This is a genomic window from Enterococcus sp. ARL09-542 (assembly GCF_005234805.1).
Lineage (GTDB): Bacteria > Bacillota > Bacilli > Lactobacillales > Enterococcaceae > Enterococcus_D > Enterococcus_D gallinarum.
Window position 1 is genome coordinate 64,816 of record NZ_QPQX01000003.1, and the last position, 21,161, is coordinate 85,976.

The 21,161-nt window shown below is 40.9% G+C and carries 18 protein-coding genes; 2 read left to right on the top strand and 16 right to left on the bottom strand.

What is annotated here, in order from left to right; translation table 11 throughout:
• Positions 1-4: 4 nt before the first annotated feature.
• The 11 genes from ftsZ to DVW06_RS04335 form a co-directional block, all read right to left on the bottom strand.
• The gene (gene ftsZ, locus DVW06_RS04285; RefSeq protein WP_003127641.1) at positions 5-1,243 is read right to left on the bottom strand and encodes a cell division protein FtsZ; all 1,239 of its coding nucleotides are present in this window, start codon (positions 1,241-1,243) and stop codon (positions 5-7) included.
• A 31-nt stretch (positions 1,244-1,274) separates the two neighbouring features.
• Positions 1,275-2,591 carry a cell division protein FtsA gene (ftsA, locus tag DVW06_RS04290; RefSeq protein ID WP_003127640.1) on the bottom strand — a complete coding sequence of 439 codons (1,317 nt, stop codon included), beginning with the start codon at positions 2,589-2,591 and terminating at the stop codon, positions 1,275-1,277.
• Between the two features lie 154 nt (positions 2,592-2,745).
• On the bottom strand, positions 2,746-3,696 hold the full coding sequence (locus DVW06_RS04295) for a cell division protein FtsQ/DivIB (protein WP_137264445.1): 951 nt from the start codon (positions 3,694-3,696) through the stop codon (positions 2,746-2,748).
• A gap of 86 nt (positions 3,697-3,782) precedes the next feature.
• The gene (murG, locus tag DVW06_RS04300; protein ID WP_003127638.1) at positions 3,783-4,877 is read right to left on the bottom strand and encodes an undecaprenyldiphospho-muramoylpentapeptide beta-N-acetylglucosaminyltransferase; all 1,095 of its coding nucleotides are present in this window, start codon (positions 4,875-4,877) and stop codon (positions 3,783-3,785) included.
• The gene (gene murD / locus DVW06_RS04305) at positions 4,874-6,250 is read right to left on the bottom strand and encodes a UDP-N-acetylmuramoyl-L-alanine--D-glutamate ligase (protein WP_005471889.1); all 1,377 of its coding nucleotides are present in this window, start codon (positions 6,248-6,250) and stop codon (positions 4,874-4,876) included. Before murD ends, murG begins: the two co-directional genes overlap by 4 nt.
• 14 nt (positions 6,251-6,264) lie before the next feature.
• Complete coding sequence (gene mraY / locus DVW06_RS04310) at positions 6,265-7,227, bottom strand: phospho-N-acetylmuramoyl-pentapeptide-transferase (RefSeq protein ID WP_005471888.1); 963 nt, start codon at positions 7,225-7,227, stop codon at positions 6,265-6,267.
• A gap of 12 nt (positions 7,228-7,239) precedes the next feature.
• On the bottom strand, positions 7,240-9,447 hold the full coding sequence (locus tag DVW06_RS04315) for a penicillin-binding transpeptidase domain-containing protein (RefSeq protein WP_005471887.1): 2,208 nt from the start codon (positions 9,445-9,447) through the stop codon (positions 7,240-7,242).
• On the bottom strand, positions 9,448-9,867 hold the full coding sequence (gene ftsL / locus DVW06_RS04320) for a cell division protein FtsL (RefSeq protein ID WP_003127633.1): 420 nt from the start codon (positions 9,865-9,867) through the stop codon (positions 9,448-9,450).
• Positions 9,868-9,872: 5 nt separating this feature from the next.
• Complete coding sequence (gene rsmH, locus DVW06_RS04325; RefSeq protein ID WP_005471884.1) at positions 9,873-10,832, bottom strand: 16S rRNA (cytosine(1402)-N(4))-methyltransferase RsmH; 960 nt, start codon at positions 10,830-10,832, stop codon at positions 9,873-9,875.
• Positions 10,833-10,846: 14 nt separating this feature from the next.
• Positions 10,847-11,278 carry a division/cell wall cluster transcriptional repressor MraZ gene (gene mraZ / locus DVW06_RS04330; protein ID WP_003127631.1) on the bottom strand — a complete coding sequence of 144 codons (432 nt, stop codon included), beginning with the start codon at positions 11,276-11,278 and terminating at the stop codon, positions 10,847-10,849.
• A 206-nt stretch (positions 11,279-11,484) separates the two neighbouring features.
• Positions 11,485-11,853, bottom strand: a complete 369-nt coding sequence (locus DVW06_RS04335; protein ID WP_005471882.1) for a DUF3397 domain-containing protein — start codon at positions 11,851-11,853, stop codon at positions 11,485-11,487.
• 331 nt (positions 11,854-12,184) lie between these two features.
• Between DVW06_RS04335 and DVW06_RS04340 the strand changes: the two genes are divergently transcribed.
• Positions 12,185-12,304 (top strand): DUF4044 domain-containing protein, encoded by a 120-nt coding sequence (locus DVW06_RS04340; protein WP_005471881.1) that lies wholly within the window; start codon positions 12,185-12,187, stop codon positions 12,302-12,304.
• Positions 12,305-12,430: 126 nt separating this feature from the next.
• Here DVW06_RS04340 and cls read toward each other — a convergent pair whose 3' ends face one another.
• The 5 genes from cls to secA form a co-directional block, all read right to left on the bottom strand.
• The gene (gene cls / locus DVW06_RS04345) at positions 12,431-13,876 is read right to left on the bottom strand and encodes a cardiolipin synthase (protein ID WP_005471879.1); all 1,446 of its coding nucleotides are present in this window, start codon (positions 13,874-13,876) and stop codon (positions 12,431-12,433) included.
• Positions 13,877-13,985: 109 nt separating this feature from the next.
• Positions 13,986-14,870 carry a permease-like cell division protein FtsX gene (gene ftsX / locus DVW06_RS04350; RefSeq protein ID WP_003127626.1) on the bottom strand — a complete coding sequence of 295 codons (885 nt, stop codon included), beginning with the start codon at positions 14,868-14,870 and terminating at the stop codon, positions 13,986-13,988.
• Complete coding sequence (gene ftsE, locus DVW06_RS04355; RefSeq protein ID WP_005471877.1) at positions 14,863-15,549, bottom strand: cell division ATP-binding protein FtsE; 687 nt, start codon at positions 15,547-15,549, stop codon at positions 14,863-14,865. The genes ftsX and ftsE overlap by 8 nt, the downstream gene beginning before the upstream one ends.
• A gap of 116 nt (positions 15,550-15,665) precedes the next feature.
• Positions 15,666-16,773, bottom strand: a protein-coding gene (gene prfB / locus DVW06_RS04360) for a peptide chain release factor 2 (protein ID WP_103300934.1) whose coding sequence is annotated in 2 segments (ribosomal slippage) — positions 15,666-16,700 and positions 16,702-16,773 — 1,107 coding nt in all. Because the reading frame shifts where the segments join, the coding sequence is not laid out codon by codon here.
• A 92-nt stretch (positions 16,774-16,865) separates the two neighbouring features.
• The gene (gene secA, locus DVW06_RS04365; protein ID WP_003127623.1) at positions 16,866-19,364 is read right to left on the bottom strand and encodes a preprotein translocase subunit SecA; all 2,499 of its coding nucleotides are present in this window, start codon (positions 19,362-19,364) and stop codon (positions 16,866-16,868) included.
• Positions 19,365-19,871: 507 nt separating this feature from the next.
• Here secA and DVW06_RS04370 point away from each other — a divergent pair.
• Complete coding sequence (locus tag DVW06_RS04370) at positions 19,872-21,131, top strand: extracellular solute-binding protein (protein ID WP_005471865.1); 1,260 nt, start codon at positions 19,872-19,874, stop codon at positions 21,129-21,131.
• Positions 21,132-21,161: the final 30 nt, after the last annotated feature.

The following is a 21,161-nucleotide window of genomic DNA, read 5'->3' on the forward strand; positions in this document are numbered from 1 at the left end:
CCTCCTAGCGTTTGCGACGGAAGAATGGTGGTGTACTTAATTCATCGTCGTCATTTGTTTTTACTTCATCTCTATTGAATGTATCAAATTCTTTTTTTTCAACATTCTCAAATTGGCTTTCTTCTACTTTAGGACGAACGTTTTGTTCTTTACGAATATCCCAATCACCAAAGCCATGATCATCTTCTACGTGTGAAGGTTTCGCCTGATCCATATCTAACGTTGGTTTTTGTGGAATTGAATGGATTTGACTTTGTCTGCTTGTACGAGAAGAGCGTTCCTTTTTTGAAGGATCGATACCTGTTGCAATCACAGTCACACGGATTTCATCTCCTAAGTCTTCATTGATTGAAGTTCCTAGAATAATGTTTACGTCGCCTGTTGCAGCACTTGCTACGATATCAGAAGCATCTTGTGCTTCAAATAAAGTCATGTCTAATCCGCCAGTGATGTTCAGTAAGACTTGTTCTGCACCATCGATAGATGTTTCTAGCAATGGAGAAGAGATCGCCTTTTTCGTTGCTTCGATGACACGTTCTTCGCCGCTAGCAACACCAATACCCATCAATGCTGTTCCTTGATTTTCCATTACTGTTTTCACGTCAGCAAAGTCCAAGTTGACATAGCCTGGTGCAGTAATCAGATCAGAGATTCCTTGTACCCCTTGACGCAATACATTGTCTGCTTCACGGAATGCTTCCAGCATTGGTGTCTTCTTGTCAACAACTTCCAATAAACGGTTGTTGGAGATGATCAATAATGTATCGACGTTTTCTTTTAGTTTTGCAATTCCTTCAGCTGCGAAACGGCCGCGTTTTGGTCCTTCAAATGTGAATGGACGAGTTACTACGCCGACTGTCAATGCACCGATTTCTTTGGCAAGTTTTGCAACGATCGGAGCTGCCCCAGTTCCGGTACCTCCACCCATGCCGGCAGTGATAAAGATCATATCAGCGCCTTGCAAGGAATCACGAATTGCGTCTTCACTTTCTTCTGCTGCTTTTTCTCCAACTTCAGGTTGAGAGCCAGCACCTAGACCGCGAGTATATTTAGGGCCTAATTGGATCACTGTTTCAGCTTTTGAATTTTTCAATGCTTGCACATCTGTATTGGCAGCGATAAATTCGACACCTTTAACGTTTTCTTCGATCATACGGTTGACAGCATTGCCGCCGCCGCCGCCGACACCGATAACTTTGATTACAGCGCCATCATTGATATTGTTATCAATTGAAAATTCCATAGTTTATCTTCCTCCTGAGTATCGTTTTAGATTATTCAAAGATATTTGAGAAGAAATCTTTTACACGATTCGTGATCGATTCGCCTTTCTTCTCTTCTTCTGGTTCTTCATAAGTTTCTTCTGGAGCCTCATACTGCTCATAAGAAATCTCTTGTTGAACAGCAACAGGTTGTTGCGTCGTACGTTCACCCGTGATCGCGCTTTTAGCAAGCTGATAAACTTCACTTAAATTAGCAGAATAATCAACGATACTGATCACATTAGTGAAAACCGGATTTCTCAATCCCATATGGTTTGGCACGTATAATTTCACATTTGTTTCGAAGACTTCCTGTGCTAAATCGACAACGCCAGGTAAGCTAGCAGCTCCGCCAGTCAAAATAATTCCGCCTGGTAATTCAAACGCATCGATTTCATTCAAGACATCTTTTGATTTATTAAAGATTTGCTCCATCCGTGCTTCGATGATTTCAGCAAGATACCGTTCATCGATTTTGACAGGTTCAGATTTACCAATGACGTCCACTGGGAATTCTTCGCTTGCCGATGTACGTTCAGGATAAGCATCACCATAATTGATTTTTAGCGCTTCTGCATTATTGAAAGAAGTATTCAACACAGTAGAGATGTCTTTTGTTACAAATTCTCCACCTTCTTGATTGACATGGGTGAATTTCAACTGTTTGTCATGCATTACCGAAGTTGTTGTTTGACCGCCACCAATATCAATCACGATCGTACCAAAATCTTTTTCGCCATCTGATAAAATCGATTCAGTCAAAGCTAGTGGTGTGATTACAAGTTCGTTAACAATCAAGCCGGACTTTTCAACACATTTGCGAATATTGTGCAAAATCGTTTTAGGGCCTGTATAAACTACCCCAAACATCTCCAAGCGGACACCGATCATTCCGCGAGGATCTTTGATCCCTTCAAAGCCATCCACAGTAAACTCTTGCGGTAAAATGGCAATGATCTGTCTTTCAGGAGGTGTAGATCGAACGAGCGCTGCTGATGCTACGTTACGCACGTCGTCATCTGTGATTTCTTTTGATTCGCTGTTGACAGCAATCATCCCTTGGCAATTTTCAACTTCTAACAGATTGGCTGGCACACCCACGCTCACACTGCGAATTTGGATACCCGCTTTTTCTTCTGCTTGTCTTACTGCTCTTTGGATGGCTTGAACCGTCTTGTCAATGTCTACAATGATTCCGCGGTTGATTCCTTCTGATTTTGCATTTCCTACACCAATAATGTTCATTTGGCTATCAACGTATTCAGCTACAACAACTTTCACAGATGTCGTACCAATATCGAGGCCAACATACATTCCCGTTTTTGCCATGGATGGGGTTCCCTCCTACTTAATTTGCATATATCGCGAACCTTGAAAAGTTCGTATTTATATCTAATTAGAATAATTTGTTCACTGTTACCAATTCTACCATATAATAGCGATTTTTAGAAACAAGTTAATGAAAAAAACTCTTGAATTTTTCCTAAGAATCCCCTTCGGTCGATTGTTCTGTTGCCGAGTCACTGTCTTTTGTATTGGAAATCGGATAGGTAAAGATGCCCACTTCCATATCGATGATACTGTCTTCTTTCAAATCTTTTGCGATTTGCGGATAATACTGCATTTGACTAGCCATATTTGAAATGTTCACAATCACTTGGTTACCATCATTCATATAGATCGTTAACAACTCGTCATTACTGTCCCGAGGCGTGTACTTGATTTGAGAAATTCCTTCACGAATCTCTTGACTGAGCTTCTGATAAGCAGTCAGTACTTCTTTGATTTTTGACTGATCTGAAAAGCTCTCTAAAATAGGTAGTCCTTCCAGAGGATGGTCACTCGGTTCATTGACCACGACACCACTTTCAAGAATAGGTGAATAATGATTATCGCTTGCTAGCAATGCCACCTCTTGGTACTCCGATACCCGAATCTTGAACTGGTTTAAAGAAGTGATTGTCACTTGAACATTTTTGACACGAGGCAACGCTTTTTTGATGGCTTGTTCCGTTTGTTCGCTGTCAAAATACTGCGGCCATATTTCTTCTCCAGTCGTTAATTCCGAATGTTCAATAATTGATTGGGCGGACACTTGATCATTGCCCACGACTTTAACATCCGCTAACTTACTCAACGGGGAGACGTAATACAGAATAAATAACAACGGGATCAGCAAAACACCAATAATCAACAGCAATCGGCGCAACAATACTCGATTACGGTATTTTTTTAAATTGGGCAATCGATCAGCAAAAGAGCGGGGAGCTTGTTCTGAATCTTCAGTCTCTGCGCCTTCTTCGTGCTTTTCTTCTGTTTGGTCTTCTGATTGTTCTTCATCTGAGTGAATCCCGGAAATGACAGAGGGTGACCATACAGGTTGATCGCCTTTTTCTTTTTGATAACGCAGATTTTCTTTCTGCCAAGGGGGCAATTCTTCTGTCGTGGGGGTGGTTTGATTATCATGAGATTTCTTATCTTTACTGATGACAATCTCTCCTTTCTATCCAACACATTGTACTATTTGATTACCTCTTGCACAAGTCGAAATAGTCGCTCAGATGCATCACCGATTCCTTGCTCTTTCGACGCCTTTGCCATTTCCATCCGTACGTTTTCATCACTCATGATCGCATCGACACACTCAATTAGATTTTGACTGTTCAACTCATTGTCCGCAATCATCTTGACTGCCCCAGCATTGACTAAGCTTTGCGCATTTTTTGTTTGATGATCATTCGTCACATAAGGACTAGGAATCAAAATCGCTGGTAATCCCAATGCAGTAAATTCAGCGATCGATGTAGCGCCAGCTCGTCCGATCAACAAGTCACTATTCGCCATGACTTCTGCCATTTGATCGATGTAGGGGCGAATGCTGATATTTGGAAAGGCATCTTTCGACATACCGATCTTCTCTTCGATTTCTTGGTAATAACGGTCACCAGAAGCATATAACAGTTGATAATCTTTCTTTGCAAAAAGCGGAATTGCTTCGATAATCGCTTGATTGATTTTCAGTGCTCCTTGACTGCCGCCAAAGACTAAAACAGTTTTTTTCTTAGGGTCAAGGTCATAGGAAGCAAGGATCGCAGACTTCTGACTGTTTTTTACTTCTTGCCCGCGGGGATTCCCCACCAAGACCGTCTTCTTATCCGGAAAATAGTGCGCTGCATCCTGAAAAGCAATAGCAATCTTGTCCACATATCTGGTCAAAAATTTATTAGTGATTCCAGGAACACTATTTTGTTCATGGATGATCGTTGGGATCTTAAGTACTGATGCCGCGTAGACCACAGCACCAGAGACATAGCCCCCTGTCCCGATCACTACATCCGGTTGAAATTCTCTGAGTATTTTCTTTGCTTCACGATAACTTTTCAGGAAAAGTTGGACTGTTTTGACATTGTCCAATGAAAGTTTTCGTTTAAAGCCTTGTATTTCTAACGTCTTAAAAGGAATCCCGGTTGGTGGAACGATTTTGTTCTCTAATCCACGGGTAGCCCCAATATATAAAAATTCAGCTGTTGGATCAATGGAACGAACATAATCGACAAAAGACAATGCCGGATAAATATGCCCGCCGGTTCCACCGCCAGTTACTAGTATTTTCATTCACTTCGCTCATTTCTGTTAAGTTCTGCTACTGCCGCCATAAATTTATCCCCCCGTACTTCAAAGTTCGGGTATTGGTCCCAGCTTGCATTGGCCGGTGATAATAAAACGATATCTCCCGGTTGGCTTAATTGATAAGCCAAAGGAACAGCTGTAGTTACATCTTCTGTCAATTTAATCGTTTTGATTCCTGCTTTACGTGCGGCTTCAGCAAGTTTCTCTTTTGTTTGTCCGAACAAAACAATCGCTTTGAGATCTTGCAGTGATGGAATCAGCTCATCAAAGGAGTTGCCGCGATCCAATCCTCCAGCCAACAAAATCAACTGATCCTTTTGGAAACCACCTAAAGCCATCTCTGTCGCCAAGCTATTTGTGGCTTTCGAATCATTGAAAAAGCGAACCCCTTCAATCGTATCAACATACTGAGTACGGTGAGGTACACCGCTAAATGTATGCAATGCTTGAACGATAGCCTCATTTGCTATCCCTTCTAATTTTGCCACTGCGATTGCAGCTAATGCATTTTCAACATTGTGACTGCCGGGAACGCCCAGTTCAGAAACAGGCATGATTGCCTCATCTTTGAAATATAACTGCTCTTCAAAAAGATACGCACCGGCCACTTTTTGTTGTGTCGAGAATGGAATCACTTTTGCTTTTGTTTGTTGAGAAAGTTCGACTAATTCTGGCTGGTTCCAATTGATGACTAGAAAATCTTCTGCTGTCATATTTTGCTGCAGCCGCCATTTAGCCCGCACGTATTCGGATCGATTGCCATGATAATCTAGATGAGCTTCATAAATATTCGTGATGACTGCAATCTTGGGATGTAATGTTTCGATCCCCATCAATTGGAAGCTGGAAAGTTCCATGATCAAGCGATCTTTAGCGCTAGCGGTTTGGGCGACGTTACTTGCTGGAAAGCCAATATTTCCAGACAACAATGCCCGGCCTTCACTAAATCCCGTATTTAAAACATTAGCGATCATCGTAGTGGTCGTGGTCTTTCCATTCGTTCCAGTGATCCCAATGATCGGTGCTTCCGAAATTTTGTAAGCTAACTCTACTTCCGTAATGATTGGGATATTTTTCTCGATCGCTTTTTGGACAATAGGCTGATCATAAGGAATCCCAGGATTTTTGACCACAAGTGAAAAACCCTCATCCAGTAGTTCAATTGGGTGACTGCCGGTGATTACTTTAACGCCTAACGCCAAAAGATCCTGTGCTTCTGGATTTTCGGCAAAGGGTTTTCCGTCATTAACAGTAACAAGCGCGCCCAAATCATGTAACAATTTAGCCGCACTGAACCCACTTTTTGCTAATCCTAGCACAAGAACTTTTTTATTTTGATATTCATTTATATTTTTCATATGATCCCTCTCTCCTACCATACAATCACTAATGTGATGATCGAACATCCTAAAGCAATCAGCCAAAAAATTGTATCGATCTTCCATTCCGACCAGCCACTCATTTCAAAATGGTGATGAATAGGCGACATTTTAAAAATTCGTTTACCAGTCAATTTGAAAGAAGCGACTTGCAGCATGACACTTGCTGTCTCAATCACATAGACAAGTCCGACAAGTAATAATGTCCATTCTTGGTGAAGCAGTATTGAAACTGCTGCTAAAAGACCGCCCAATGCAAGGGAGCCCACATCACCCATGAAAATTTTAGCTGGTTTACGATTGTAAGGGAAGAAGCCGATCAATCCTCCAATGACCGCTAAGCAGACGATCAGGATATCGATTTGATCTTGACGCCAAGCAATGAGGCCATAAGTTGCAAATGAGATCGTACCGAGTCCAGCAACCAAGCCGTCAATCCCATCTGTTAAGTTGACGGCGTTTGAAAAGCCAACTAACCAAAAAATCACAAATGCGCCGTAAAAGATCGATAGCGGCAGCTCAAATCCAAAGAGATTCAAAACATTCGCATTGCCTTCTGATAAAAAGACCAGATAAAAGACAATCCCACCGATGATTTGTCCGATCAATTTTTGTAAAGAGTTTAAACCCATGTTGCGTTTCTTGAAAATTTTGATGAAATCGTCCAAGAATCCAAGCGCACCATAAACCAAGATAATAAATAACAAAATGAACAGCGATGCGGTCAACTGCTTTTGCCATGCGCCAACCCAAACTGCTGTGATCAATGCCGCAATCAAAAATACGAAGCCGCCCATTGTAGGAGTGCCAGCTTTGACATTGTGCCATTTTGGCCCTTCTCCTCGAATCTCTTGTCCGTATTTTTTCATTTGAAAATAGCCGATAAACAGCGGCATTGCAGCAGTAACGATTGCAAAACTACTGGCAAGTGGCAATATCATCTCTGTCCATTCCATAGTGTTCTCTCCCTATTCTTTTTCGCTCAATTTGAAGGTAATTGTTTGATCCGTGATTTCCTCATAAGATGCAAGACTTTGGGAAACACAATACCCGTCGCCCTCAAATTTGACATCAACATCCAACATGTTGCCCAATTTGACTAAATCAGCTTTTGACCATGTGGTGGTGTCAGGCATATAAATTTTGTCACTATCCGTTAGCAAAAGAAGTCTTTCTCCTGGCAGTACTTTCGATCCACTGTCCACAGACTGATCGATAACTGTTTTTCCATCCCCTAATACTACAGGTGCTAGACCAATTTTTTGTACATCAGTTGCCGCGGTAGTTGTATCTAATTTACGATAATCATTGACGGTTACTTTCTGACTATTTTCTGTTGCTGTTTCTTCTAATGTTGCTTTCTTTAAATCCATCACGCGTTTCATCAACGGATTGGCGATTTTTGCCAATGCTTCGCTGTCGTGGTGTTCTGGTAATTTAATTGTTAGATAAAGAATGTATTCAGGGTCTTCTGAAGGAACCATTTCTACGATTGAGTACAAGTAATTGGAATCCCCAGATAAGTATTTCCCAGTTTTTGGATCAGCTACTTGGGCAGTCCCAGTTTTTGCTGAAATATTGTAACCAGGTACACTATAGACACCATACGCACTTCCGTAGTTTTCACTTTCTACCACATCACGCATATATTCTCGAACTTTCGTCGCTGCTTGTTCCGTGATAGGGTGTCCAACAACTTCTGGCTGTGTTACAGTCTCTTCACCTGTTTCATTGTCCACGATTTTGCTGATGTATTGCGGCTTGACCATCGTGCCGTTATTTGCGACTGCGGTAAAAGCCTGCATCATTTGAAAATTCGTCACACCGATTGCTTGACCAAATGAAGTCATTGCTTGACTGACCGGATTATTTTCCGGCATGATCCCAGTATTCTCATTTGGCAGACCCGAGTACGTACTGCGACCAAATCCAAACTGTTGCAAGTATTGTTGCCAACGGTCTGTCATTCGTTGTTCCAAAGTAACCATCCCAATATTACTTGACCAAGAAAGAGCTTGACGCATCGTCAATGTTCCTTTTTGACCAAAGTCCCAGTCATTGATTGTCGCATCATACAGTTTCAATCCGTCCGGACTTGGTGTAAAAGTTTCATTTTCATCGAATATCCCTTGATCGATAGCAGCAGCTGTGGTTAAGACTTTCATGGTCGATCCTGGTTCATAGTTGTCTTCGACCAATAAATTCTGCCAGGTTTTGATGGTACTTAAATCATCAGGATCATAGGTTGGCCTTTGTGCCATCGCCTCGATTTCTCCTGTTTTTGCATTCATTAATGTGGCAGTCAGATCTTCTGGCTTGTATTCTTTGAACACTTTATCCATGAGCGTTTCTAAATAGCTTTGAATCCGGCTATCAATCGTTGTATAGATATCTTTGCCATCTACCGCTGCCACTGATTCTGCCACCGTTCCCGGTAGCGGGTTTTGATTGTTATCCTTTTGATAGACGATTTTCCCGTCTGTTCCGGATAATACATCATCATAAGCAGCTTCTAAACCAGTTTTTCCTACTAAGCCAGAAGAGTCGTTCTCCTCATTTTCTGCTAGAGCATAGCCGATAAAGTGAGAAGAGAAAATTCCATTAGGATACATTCTAGAAGGATGATCTGTAAAATAAAGGCCAGCGATTCCTTCTTTTTTCATTGCTTCTTCGATCGCTGTCTTTTTCTCCAGCGTCATTTTACTTCCTTGGCTACCGAATTCCACTTGCCAACGTTCTTCTTTTAGACCTTTTTCCAAAGTTTGCACAGCCTCATTCTGATCAATACCTAGTTGCTCATTCAGAATTTTGGCTAATTTATCAAAGTTCTTCTCTTCAGCATATAAATTCTTTTTCCCACTAACGTAGGATTTTGACAAAATAGCATAAACAGAATAAGAAGTTGCATCTTCTGCGATTGCGATCCCGTTGCGATCATAGATTGTCCCGCGTTTTGCTTTGACAACTTCGCTTCCTTGATAAAGGCTCTTGGTTTTCTCAGCCAATGAAGTACCTGCCACATTACCTACGATAACAATGTAGCTCAAACGCGTGACAAACAAAAAGAACAATCCAATACTCGTAGCAAAGAGAATAATACCTACTTTTTTGCGATTGTTCGTTGTAGTTTGGTTTTTCTTTTTCAAGTATTGCTTGAATTTATCTGTTAGCTTCATTTAATCCACTTTCCTTAAATTGTCATCATCGATCGACAATCCATTATCCTCAGCAACCTTTTTGATACGCTCAGTTTTAGAAAGTTCGTTTCTTTCTTGCTCTAATTGTTCTGCTTGACTATTTTTTTCATTGATGTCTGATTGGATCAGTGAAATATCATGTTCGACTTGACTGATCGTAGTCCGAATATTGATCGTCAGGATCGCTAATGTCAAAACGGCAATGATCACAAATGCTGCAATCAGTTTTTCTAAATTAGAGATACTTTTTAACCGGCGAGCAGGAGATGCTGGTACACGGATAACCTCAGGACGCTCAGGTTCGCTTGGCAGCTGTTCAATTGTCGGTTCAGAGTGAGCATAAAACTCTTGTTCAGACGTTTCTTCAAATTCATAATCATGAACTTTTAGTTCTGCCATAATTGCTAACCTTCGCTTTCCTTCATTTTTTCCGCGATCCGCAGTTTAGCACTACGGGAACGATTGTTTTCAGATACTTCTTCTTCAGAGGGAAGAAGTGGTTTTCGAGTAATTAATTTTAGTACTGGTTGAAATTCTTCGGGGATGATCGGCAACCCTGGTGGCACATCTTTTGGGGTGCTGTAAGCTTTGAACGTAGACTTGACGATTCGATCTTCTAAAGAATGGAAAGTGATAACACTGATTCGTCCATTTTTTTCCAATAAATCGATGGCCTGTTCCAAAGATTCTTCAATGACACCTAATTCATCATTCACAGCAATCCGAATGGCTTGGAAGATCCGTTTGGCCGGGTGTCCGCCTTTGCGCCGCGCCGGAGCGGGAATCGCTGTTTTGATAATCTCGACTAATTCTCCAGTCGTTTCGATTGGTTTATTTGCTCGTGTACGTTCAATTTCACGAGCAATTTGTTTTGAAAATTTTTCTTCTCCATAACGGAAAAAGATTTTTACAAGTTGTTGATAATCAAATTGATTCACTACCTCATAAGCAGTCAAAGCAGCCGACTGATCCATCCGCATATCTAATGGTGCATCCTGATGATAACTGAACCCACGTTCTGCTTCATCTAATTGCGGCGAAGAAACGCCTAAATCATACAACACACCACTTACTTGGTCGACACCCTGTTGCTGCAAAGCTTCCTTTAAATAGCGGAAATTGCTTTTTATAAACGTGACCATTCCTTTAGCCACATAAGACGCTAAGCGTTCTTTGGCATGATCGATCGCTTTTTGATCTTGGTCAAATGCGTAGAGGTGTCCCTCTTCTGATAATTGGGACAATAAATATTCACTATGACCCGCTCCACCTAATGTACAATCGACATAGATTCCATCCGGACGAATAGCTAAACCGTCCACTGTCTCCTTCAACATTACGGTGTAGTGTTGAAATTCTGCCATGCGCTTTCCTCTTCCTATAAGCCAAAATCAATCATTGTTTCAGCAATTTCATCAAAATTTTCTTCTGCTTCAGTGGTAAATGCTTGCCAACGCGCTTCATCCCAGATCTCAATCCGGTTGGAAACGCCGATGATCACGCAGCTTTTCATAAGTGACGCGTGTTCACGCAAGGTTGCCGGAATATTGATACGACCTTGTTTGTCGATCTCGCACTCCGTGGCAGCGGAATAAAAGAAACGTACGAATGTCCGAGCATCTTTCTTCGCCAAAGGCATTTCGTTCAGTTTTTCTTCTAGTTTTTCCCATTCAGATAAGGGGTAGCCAAATAAACAGCCATCTAATCCACGTGTCACAACAAATTTTTCTCCGAGTTTTTCTCGCAGTTTTGAAGGAACGATTAGTCGGCCTTTTGCATCTATCGAATGTTGAAATTCACCCATAAACATCGATAAATAACCCCCGATCTCCACCTGATAATCACAGTCTACCACAATCCCCCACTTTCTACCACATTTAACGTGAAATTTAAAAGTGAAGTTCTTTGACTAATTTTTACCAAACGAAAAAACAGGAGTTTCTTTCTCTTAAAAAGTTTTTAAAAAAACTTTAAGCAGAAAAATCTCGATGGGATAAGGGTTCTCCCTGTCACAAATTACAAATACGTGACGATATTTAAAATGATCAAAACAACATGGAAAATCAATGTAAACAAAAAGATACTCCGCCAGTACATTTTGATGTATCTGCCATACTGGATTTCTTCGTAATAATACGCTTGAAAGACAGCTAAGAGAATCCCCAGTAATAAGATAGAGATCAAATAATAGGGAGTGATCGATTGCTCAAAAGTATTCTTTGATAACTGATGAATCCCAATCACCAAAAAAGGCACAGCTAAGTCGGGTGCCTTCAGTCCAAACCGTTCTTTCAAAGACAACGCAGAAACTAAAAATCTGCAAGCAAAAAAAACGACTAATGGAAAGATATACCAAAATAAAACAGCAGGCCCAAATCCAGACATACAAACAAATCCTTTCTAACAGCTAGTGTAACTATACTTTATTTTCTTTACATCTATGTTTCAGTTCGTTTAAAAATCCGCGGTCCAATAAGACAGTCTGCAATCTTTTACTTTCCTTACTCAAGCATCCTGCTTATTTTCTACTTATTTTTTCTCTATATCTTTACTAATTAAAACAGAACAACCACCCTTCAACAAGAGAATCTTTGAAAAAACTTTTTGTGCTCTTGCAAAATATTCAAGATTTCTTAATTTATAAGAATAGCAGCTTGAGTTCTTTGGTAATTGGAGGTAAACTGTGACTAGAAATCAATCTAAAAGGTGGATCACGATGAACGAAAAAAAACCAAAAAGCACCTTCGCCAAAATCACTCAAGTAGTTATTTGGACAATGCTTATTTTGACAGTCGGGTCAGTTTTTCTGGCAGCCTACACAAGTATCATGAAATAATAAAAAACAGCAGTTGCATGAATCACCTTCTAACGTTGATCCAAAAAACAAACGTTAGAAGAGGTGCTTCAGCATTACTGCTGTTTTTTTGTTACCCAACTTTCACCTACGTTTACTAAATAGTTTCTATAGAAGCGGCGAAACAAGTCGTGCTAATCCCTCTTTGACCTTGATCAACAATCGGCGATTCCGGTATTTTTCCAAAGTCAATTCCTCTGAATCCTTGGAGTCAGCAAAAAATGCTTGGCGCGCTTCCTCAGCAACTTTTGCATCATAGACAACTGTATTGACCTCAAAGTCAAGTCGAAACGAACGAACATCAATATTCGCAGAACCAATCGAAACGACCCCACTGTCAACAATCATCGTTTTGGCGTGCATAAAACCTTTCTCATAAGTCTCTACCACTGCACCATAGGCTAATAACTCAGCAGCAAAAGAGTAAGTTGCCCAATAGACAAGTGGATGATCTGGTTTATTAGGGATCTGCAAATGAACAGAAACACCGGACAAAAGTGCCAGTTTCAAGGCATTGTGGATCGATTCATCAGGAATATAATAGGGAGTTTGAATCAAAATTTCTTTTTTGGCTAAATTAATCATCTTCAAATAAGTTATCTTTATCTCTTCGTGTTCTGAATCAGGACCGCTAGTCACTACCTGTGCAGCAATCGTTCCGTTTGTTTCGATCATTGGAAACAACGCTGCTTCATATTTGATTTCGATAGCATGTTGTGAATTCCAGTCCATCAAAAACCGGTTTTGTAGTGAGTAAACAGCTGGTCCTAAAATTCGCAGATGATTATCCCGCCAATAACCAAATTTTTCTACCTCACCTAAATATTCATTTCCAACATTGAAACCACCGGTATAACCAATCTTGCCGTCGATCACGACAATTTTCCGATGATTGCGATAATTGATCCGAGGATTGAGATAAGGAACGAACAACGGGAAAAAGAACGCAACTTGACCGCCATGAACCCGTAATTCATCGAAGAATTTCAGTGAAACCTGGGTGCTGCCCCAAGCATCCAAAAGCACACGGACTTTCACTCCTCGTTTGGCTGCACGGATCAAAGCATCTCGTATTTCTCCCCCCAATGTATCACTGCGATAAATATAATATTGCATATGGATATGATCTGTGGCGCCTTCAATATCTTTGAGTAATGCATCAAATTTTTTTCGGCCATCTTTATAAAGAGTCATTTCATTTGTAGTGGTATATAACGACTGACCATAGATCGTCAATAAATAAACGAGCTGCTTGACTTCTACTTGCGCAGTGGGTGGATGGGGATAAAGATTCCGCTGCAGCGCTTGCTTTTGCTCTTCCAGCTCCACGTTCAAACCAATTTTGGCTTGTGTCCTCAAATCGAAAATTTTTTCTTTGGAGATTCCGCGACCAAAGAAAAAATAGAGTACAAATCCCACGACTGGTATAAACAATAAAACAAGCAACCACGCCCATGTCTGAGCCGTTTGCCGTCTTTCTCTAAAAATAATCACAATCGACAACAAAATGTTCACGAAGAAAATGATCGTGAACAGGTTATCCATAACTAACATACCAACCCTCACCTCTCCTAAAAGAATAGCGAACTTGCAGTCTAAAGTAAAGGTGTCGGCAAATGAAAAACAGACCTGCTAGTCAGCAGATCTGTTTCAATAACACGTTCTACGCTTTTAAGAAACGGCGCATTGAGATGATCGATCCTAATGAACCAATCACGATTCCGATCAGAGCCATGACACCACAAACTTGCAGTAGAAACTGATTTGGTGCAATCAAACTATAATTGGAACGTAGCAGTGCTGGATTGACTAACAAGTAAACTTGGTGATAACCAAAATACATAATAGCGATAGGGACAATTGATCCCAGCAATCCGATCCAGCCGCCTTCTAAGAAGAAAGGCCAGCGAATGTAACCATTTTTAGCACCTACCAGACGCATAATTTGAATCTCTCTTTGACGAGACAAGATCGTGATCCGAATCGTATTTGAAATCAAGAACATTGCCACAAAGATCAATAGGATAGCAGCCCCAAGTCCCCAAGTACGAACCGCAGCTGATAGAGCAAAGATCTTGTCAGAAGAATCGCCACCATAGTCTGCTTTGAAAACATTTGGCAATTCTCCAGCTTGTTTTGCAATTTTTTTCGTGTATTCAGGATCTGTGGCACTAACAACGTATACGTTATAAAGCGGATTGCTGTCCCCTTCGAATAAGTTCCAAGAATCCCCCATCGCATCCTGAATTTTTTTCAATTCATCATCACGACTCGAAAAACGAACGTCTGAAACATTCGGTAATTCTTTAAGCGATTGTTCCAAAGTATCCATGTCTTTTTGTTCTGTTCCGATATCCACAAAGACAGAAACATCCACATTCTTACGGATGTCTTCGGCTAACTTCGTTGCATTTAAAATAACACCCAAAAAGATACCGACTAACGTCAACGTGATCGTGACTGCACTGAGTGACGCGATCGTCATCCAGCCGTTTCGTTTTAAACTTTTAATACTCTCAAGGAGATGACGGAAAAACGTTCTAATCATCGTAACCATATTCTCCTTCCGCTTGGTCGCGAATGATCCGACCATTTTCAATTGCGATTACACGGTGACGAATCGTATTGACGATCGTGCTATTGTGTGTCGCCATCACTACTGTTGTTCCTTGTGCATTGATCCGATCCAACAACTTCATGATCTCCCAAGAATTCTCAGGATCTAAATTTCCTGTTGGTTCATCTGCAATCAATACTTTCGGGGTATTCACGATTGCTCGTGCAATAGAAACCCGTTGTTGTTCTCCGCCTGAAAGCTCACTTGGGAAGACTCGTACTTTGTGTTTCAATCCTACAAGGTCCAATACTTCCATTACCCGTTTTTTGACCTCCCGAGGCTTGCGGCCAATAACTTGCATCGCATAAGCGACATTCTCATAAACCGTTTTTCGCGGAAGCAATTTATAATCTTGGAAAACAACACCGATTTCGCGGCGCATCAATGGCACTTCGCGATTCTTGATCGTCAACAGGTCATACCCTGCTACATTAAGAACACCCTTCGTTGCTTTTTCTTCACGATACATCAATTTGATAAAGGTCGATTTCCCTGCACCGGAAGGTCCGACGACATAAACAAACTCACCTTGATCAATTGAAATCGAAAGATTACGGATAGCAGTCGTACCATTAGAGTACTTTTTCATTACTTCTTTCATTTCAATCATGCAGCTATCTCTCCATCTCACTTTTTTTCATACTGGCTTATTATAGCATGAATATATTTCACAATGCTTTCAACAGATTACAATTATATTTCAATCTGTTTAATAGCCCAGTATAGTTATTTTTGATTTAATTTCAACTTGAGGTAGGCATCGATAAAGCCGTCTAAATCACCATCCATTACTGCTTGTACATTTCCTGTTTCAAAGTTAGTCCGGTGATCTTTGACCATGGAATACGGATGAAAGACATAGGAACGAATTTGTGAACCCCAACCGATCTCCATCTGTTCTCCGCGAAGCGCTGCAGCTTCCTGTTCTTTCTTTTCTACTTCTAGTTGATAAAGTTTTGCTTTCAACATTCCCATTGCTTGTTCCCGGTTTTTCAACTGCGAACGTTGTGCTTGACTAGCCACTACGGTACCAGTTGGAATGTGCGTGATTCGTACAGCAGACTCCGTCTTATTGATGTGCTGACCGCCCGCACCGCTCGCTCGATAAGTATCGATTTTCAAGTCATCACTATTAATTTCGATATCAATCGCACCATCTAGCTCTGGCATGACATCTACCGAACAAAAAGAGGTATGCCGTCTTTTGGCTGAATCAAATGGTGAAATCCGAACTAAGCGATGGACGCCTTTTTCTGATTTCAAATACCCATAAGCATTATGGCCTTTGATCAACAAAGTGACACTCTTAATTCCGGCTTCGTCTCCTGCCTGATAGTCCAATGTTTCGACTTGATATCCATGTTGCTCGCAAAAACGAGTATACATCCGCAACAACATACTGCCCCAATCTTGGGACTCGGTGCCGCCAGCACCTGGATGCAGTTCGATGATTGCATTGTTTCGATCATATGGTTCATCTAACAGCATAGACAGTTCATAAGTTCCCATTTTTTCATTCAAAGCTTGGATACGTTCTGCTAGTTCTGCTTCCATTTCTGCATCTGGTTCTTCTTGGATCATTTCCAAAAGAACTTCCAACTCTTCAAATTCTTCTGCCAATTGATTGAACTGATCATAGGTTTCTTTATTGGCATTGTTCTCGTTGATCACCTTCTGTGCTTGCTCAGAATCATCCCAAAACGTAGGGTCCGCCATCTGGTGTTCTGCTTCAGCGATTGCCTCTTCTAACTGATCTAAGTCAAAGAGACCCCCTAAAACTATTTATTTTTTCATTCATTTGATTCAATTGATTCCGGATATCTGCGATTTCCATTTGATTTCCTTCTTTCTTCACGCGTATTGTAAATGAACGGAAAAGGCTGGACAAGAAAAGCTGCCAGCCTTTTTCCTAACGTATCAATTCTTCTATTTTTTGCCGTGACAGTTTTTGAATTTTTTGCCACTGCCGCAAGGACACGGATCATTACGGCCAACATTTTTGAAACTAGGATCTTCTTCTGGGACTGTTTCAGTTTCTTGAGCTTCTCCTTGAGCGACTTGTTCTCGTTGTACATTTTGGCGAATCTCGGCTTTCATAAACAAGCGTGTCACTTCATATTCGATCGCTCCCACCATATCTTCAAACATGTTGTATCCTTCAGTTTGGTATTCAACCAATGGATTGTTCTGCCCATATGCCCGCAGACCGACTGACTGTCTTAATTGGTCCATCGCATCGATATGGTCCGTCCATTTCGTATCCACCACTCGCAGAATAACTACTTTTTCAAATTCTAACAATTGTTCTTGACTGTTTAATTGGGCTTTTTTCTGCTCGAAAACTTCTTCTGCCCGTTGATAGAGATAGTCTTTGATTTCTTGTGGTTTTTTGCCTTTGATATCATCAACAGAGATGGAATCTTCATGCACTAAAGCATTTCCGGCAAAGTCGACGATCCCTTCATAATTCCAATTGCTTTCTTCTAATTGGGTATGGCTATCGACAACTCGTTCAATCGATCGTTTGACCATATTCATCAATGTTTGTGAAAGATCCTGCTCTTCCATGATGACTTCTTGACGTTGACCATAGATGACTTCCCGTTGCTCACGCATAACATCATCGTATTGCAAAACGTTTTTCCGGGTATCGTAGTTGTTACCTTCTACTCGTTTTTGCGCAGATTCTACTTGTTTAGACAACATCTTACTTTGAATCACGGCATCTTCTTCATCAATCTTCATCCGATCCAAGAACACTTTGATCCGCTCAGAACCAAACCGTTTCATCAAATCATCTTCCAAAGAAAGATAGAATTGAGAAACCCCTGGGTCTCCTTGACGCCCAGAACGTCCTCGTAATTGGTTATCAATCCGGCGAGATTCATGACGTTCCGTACCGATGACCGCTAATCCGCCTAATTCAGCAACACCTAAGCCTAATTTGATATCTGTTCCCCGACCAGCCATGTTCGTTGCGATCGTTACAGCACCTTTTTGTCCTGCGTTCAGAATGATTTCAGCTTCTTTAAAGTGATTTTTGGCATTCAGTACTTCATGAGGGACTTTCTCTCTATCCAACATGCTTGAAAGCAGCTCGGAAGTTTCTACAGCTACTGTACCAACAAGAACTGGTTGCCCTTTACGATGCCGTTCTTTGATATCTTGCACCACTGCGTGGAACTTACTTTCCAGCGTTGGATAAAGTAAATCTGCACGGTCATCACGAACGATTGGTCGATTGGTCGGAATCTGAATGACTTGCATATTGTAGATTTCACGAAACTCTTCTTCTTCTGTTTTTGCGGTACCAGTCATACCAGAAAGTTTTTTGTACATCCGGAAATAGTTCTGGAAAGTGATTGTAGCCATCGTTTTGGTTTCATCTTCGATCTCAACATTTTCTTTTGCTTCGATCGCTTGGTGCAATCCGTCAGAATAACGACGTCCATCCATGATCCGTCCAGTAAACTGGTCGACGATCAAGACTTTGCCTTCTTGTACGACATAGTCGATATCGCGGATCATGATATAATTCGCCCGCAACGCTTGGTCCATATGATGGGTCAACGCTGTATTTTCGATATCATACAAGTTTTCCAAGCCAAATGTTTCTTCGGCTTTCTCGATCCCTTTTTCAGTCAATCCAATTGTTTTTGATTGGATGTCGATTTTGTAATCTTCTTCTTCTTTTAATCGTTTCACAAAATTATCGACCCGATTGTATAGTGCAGTCGATTTTTCTGCTTGTCCAGAAATAATCAATGGTGTTCTGGCTTCATCGATCAAGATTGAGTCAACTTCATCGACGATGGCATAATTCAATGGCCGTTGAACCATTTGATGGCGGTAAACCACCATATTGTCGCGTAAATAGTCAAAGCCTAGTTCATTATTCGTACTGTAGGTGATATCACAGGCATATGCAGCCCGTTTTTCTTCTGCTGTCTTCGAATTGATGTTTAACCCAACAGTCAATCCTAAGAAATTATATAACTCACCCATTTCTGTAGAGTCACGGGTTGCCAAGTATTCATTGACCGTTACAACGTGTACACCGGCACCACTTAACGCATTCAAATAAACCGGCAATGTCGCAGTCAAGGTTTTTCCTTCACCGGTACGCATTTCAGGGATATTTCCGTCATGAAGCACGATCCCCCCCATTAATTGGACATGGTAAGGATACAGCCCTAAGACGCGTTTTGCCGCTTCGCGAACCACAGCAAAGGCTTCTGGCAATAATTGGTCTAACGTTTCACCTTGTTGAAAACGACCGCGAAATTCATCTGTTTTTTCGCGCAATTGTTCGTCAGATAAAGCGGCCATTTCGTCCGCATGAGATTCAACTTGTGAAGCAATATGGTCAAGACGTTTTAATTCTTTTTTATCATTCTCGATTAATTTTCTAAAAAAATTGGCCATGCCTATATAATTCTCCTTTTATTTCTACTTTTCCTAACTGGAAACTCTCCTAACTATTTTATCACTAGTTCATCATAAAGGAAATATTTTTCGGCGCAGTTCATGTTTCTCCATGATTTTTTTAACTCTTTTTTTCTTTTTTCAATTGTTTTAAATAGATTTCTTTTACGCCCATTGCTTCTTGTGTCCAAAAGAAACTCTACTTCTCTTGCTCCTTAAAACAATCTCTGAAACAGAAAGCAATCGTTTGCTTTACAACGGACGGAAAAATGATCTGCCACATTTTCATTCGCTTTTCAAATGTGAATAGAATAACTAAGTTATTTCCTGAAAATTTCGACTTTATCATTCCAATTGTAGAAAGGTTTTGTGTTGGACTGATTCTTAATTTTTCTTATAAGCAATAGAAAACCAAAAAAGTTGTTCATTTTCTGCTTGACTATTATTGCAATCGATTGCATAATTAGGTCTGTAAACGCAAACAATTAATTTTTAGGAGGAACAAGAATGAAGGTAGATGTAAAACGATTACTTATTGGGGGAAGTATTTTAAGCTTGTCTGCAATCGTACTAGGCGCTTGTGGCAACAGCAACGACGATGCTGCTTCAAGCAATGGCAGTGCAGCGGAGTCTAGTGCAAAAGTCGAAGGTGATATTAAATTATGGGTAGATACCGAACATATTGATGCCTTACAAGGGCAAGTCGACAAATTTGAAAAAGAGTATCCTGATGTAAAAGTAACAGTTGCAGTTGGCTCTTCTGCCGATGCCAAAGCAGACGTCTCAAAGGACCCTGAACAAGCAGCCGATGTATTCATGATGCCTCATGACCAAGTAGGACAAATGGCTGAAGCTGGTCTGATTTATCCAATCGGTGATAAGCAAGCAGCAACAATCAAAGATACGAACGTGGAAGCAGCAGTTGATGCCGTGACTTGGAAAGACAAAATTTACGGCTATCCTTACGGTGTTGAATCTCAAGTGCTTTATTACAATACTTCTACATTGACAGCAGATGATGTAAAAACTTGGGAAGGATTGACTTCCGCTGGAAAAATCGGTACCAACTTTGCAGAAGACGGTGCAAACTACATTTTTGGCCCTCTATTTATGAGCAACGGAAATGTTCTTTATGGAGAAGACGGTGAAGATATTAATGGAACCAATTTCAACAACGAAGCTGGTGTTGAAGTCTTACAATGGATCGCCGATCAAAAAAATAATAGCGGTGTCCTTCAAGCCAGTGAATCCGCGTTGTCTGATTTGCAATCTGGTAAATCAGATGCCTTCCTTTCAGGTCCTTGGTCAAAAAATGACGTAGAAAAAGCGCTTGGAGACAACATGGGTGTTGCCGCCTATCCAACGATCGACTTCGGCAGTGGTGCGAAACAAATGAAAGCTTTCTTAGGTGTAAAACTTTATGCTGTCAACCAACAAACCGAAGCGCCATTAGCAGCTATGGCTTTAGCAGAATATTTAAGCAACCAAGAAACACAAGAAATCGAATTTACTGAAAACGGCGTTGTCCCTTCAAATAAAGATGCACAAGAATCTGATGCAGTAAAAGCTGATGCAGTAGCAAAAGCTGTGATGGAAATGTCTGATGCAGAACACTCTGTCGTAATGCCTAAATTGCCTGAGATGGTTTCTTTCTGGCCACCAATGGATGCGTTAATCAACGATACCTATAAAGGTCAAATCAAACCAGATCAGTTCCCAGATAAACTCGATAAGTTTGTTTCCGATATTTCAAAAGTAACCGAATAATCAACAACACATCACTATACATGACAAAGG

Excerpts from the sequence above, each read along its gene's own strand:
- ftsZ (WP_003127641.1), bottom strand. The coding sequence starts at position 1,243 with ATGGAATTTTCAATTGATAACAATATCAATGATGGCGCTGTAATCAAA.
- ftsA (WP_003127640.1), bottom strand. The coding sequence starts at position 2,591 with ATGGCAAAAACGGGAATGTATGTTGGCCTCGATATTGGTACGACATCT.
- murG (WP_003127638.1), bottom strand. The coding sequence starts at position 4,877 with ATGAAAATACTAGTAACTGGCGGTGGAACCGGCGGGCATATTTATCCG.
- murD (WP_005471889.1), bottom strand. The coding sequence starts at position 6,250 with ATGAAAAATATAAATGAATATCAAAATAAAAAAGTTCTTGTGCTAGGA.
- mraY (WP_005471888.1), bottom strand. The coding sequence starts at position 7,227 with ATGGAATGGACAGAGATGATATTGCCACTTGCCAGTAGTTTTGCAATC.
- DVW06_RS04315 (WP_005471887.1), bottom strand. The coding sequence starts at position 9,447 with ATGAAGCTAACAGATAAATTCAAGCAATACTTGAAAAAGAAAAACCAA.
- ftsL (WP_003127633.1), bottom strand. The coding sequence starts at position 9,867 with ATGGCAGAACTAAAAGTTCATGATTATGAATTTGAAGAAACGTCTGAA.
- rsmH (WP_005471884.1), bottom strand. The coding sequence starts at position 10,832 with ATGGCAGAATTTCAACACTACACCGTAATGTTGAAGGAGACAGTGGAC.
- mraZ (WP_003127631.1), bottom strand. The coding sequence starts at position 11,278 with ATGTTTATGGGTGAATTTCAACATTCGATAGATGCAAAAGGCCGACTA.
- DVW06_RS04335 (WP_005471882.1), bottom strand. The coding sequence starts at position 11,853 with ATGTCTGGATTTGGGCCTGCTGTTTTATTTTGGTATATCTTTCCATTA.
- DVW06_RS04340 (WP_005471881.1), top strand. The coding sequence starts at position 12,185 with ATGAACGAAAAAAAACCAAAAAGCACCTTCGCCAAAATCACTCAAGTA.
- cls (WP_005471879.1), bottom strand. The coding sequence starts at position 13,876 with ATGTTAGTTATGGATAACCTGTTCACGATCATTTTCTTCGTGAACATT.
- ftsX (WP_003127626.1), bottom strand. The coding sequence starts at position 14,870 with ATGATTAGAACGTTTTTCCGTCATCTCCTTGAGAGTATTAAAAGTTTA.
- ftsE (WP_005471877.1), bottom strand. The coding sequence starts at position 15,549 with ATGATTGAAATGAAAGAAGTAATGAAAAAGTACTCTAATGGTACGACT.
- secA (WP_003127623.1), bottom strand. The coding sequence starts at position 19,364 with ATGGCCAATTTTTTTAGAAAATTAATCGAGAATGATAAAAAAGAATTA.
- DVW06_RS04370 (WP_005471865.1), top strand. The coding sequence starts at position 19,872 with ATGAAGGTAGATGTAAAACGATTACTTATTGGGGGAAGTATTTTAAGC.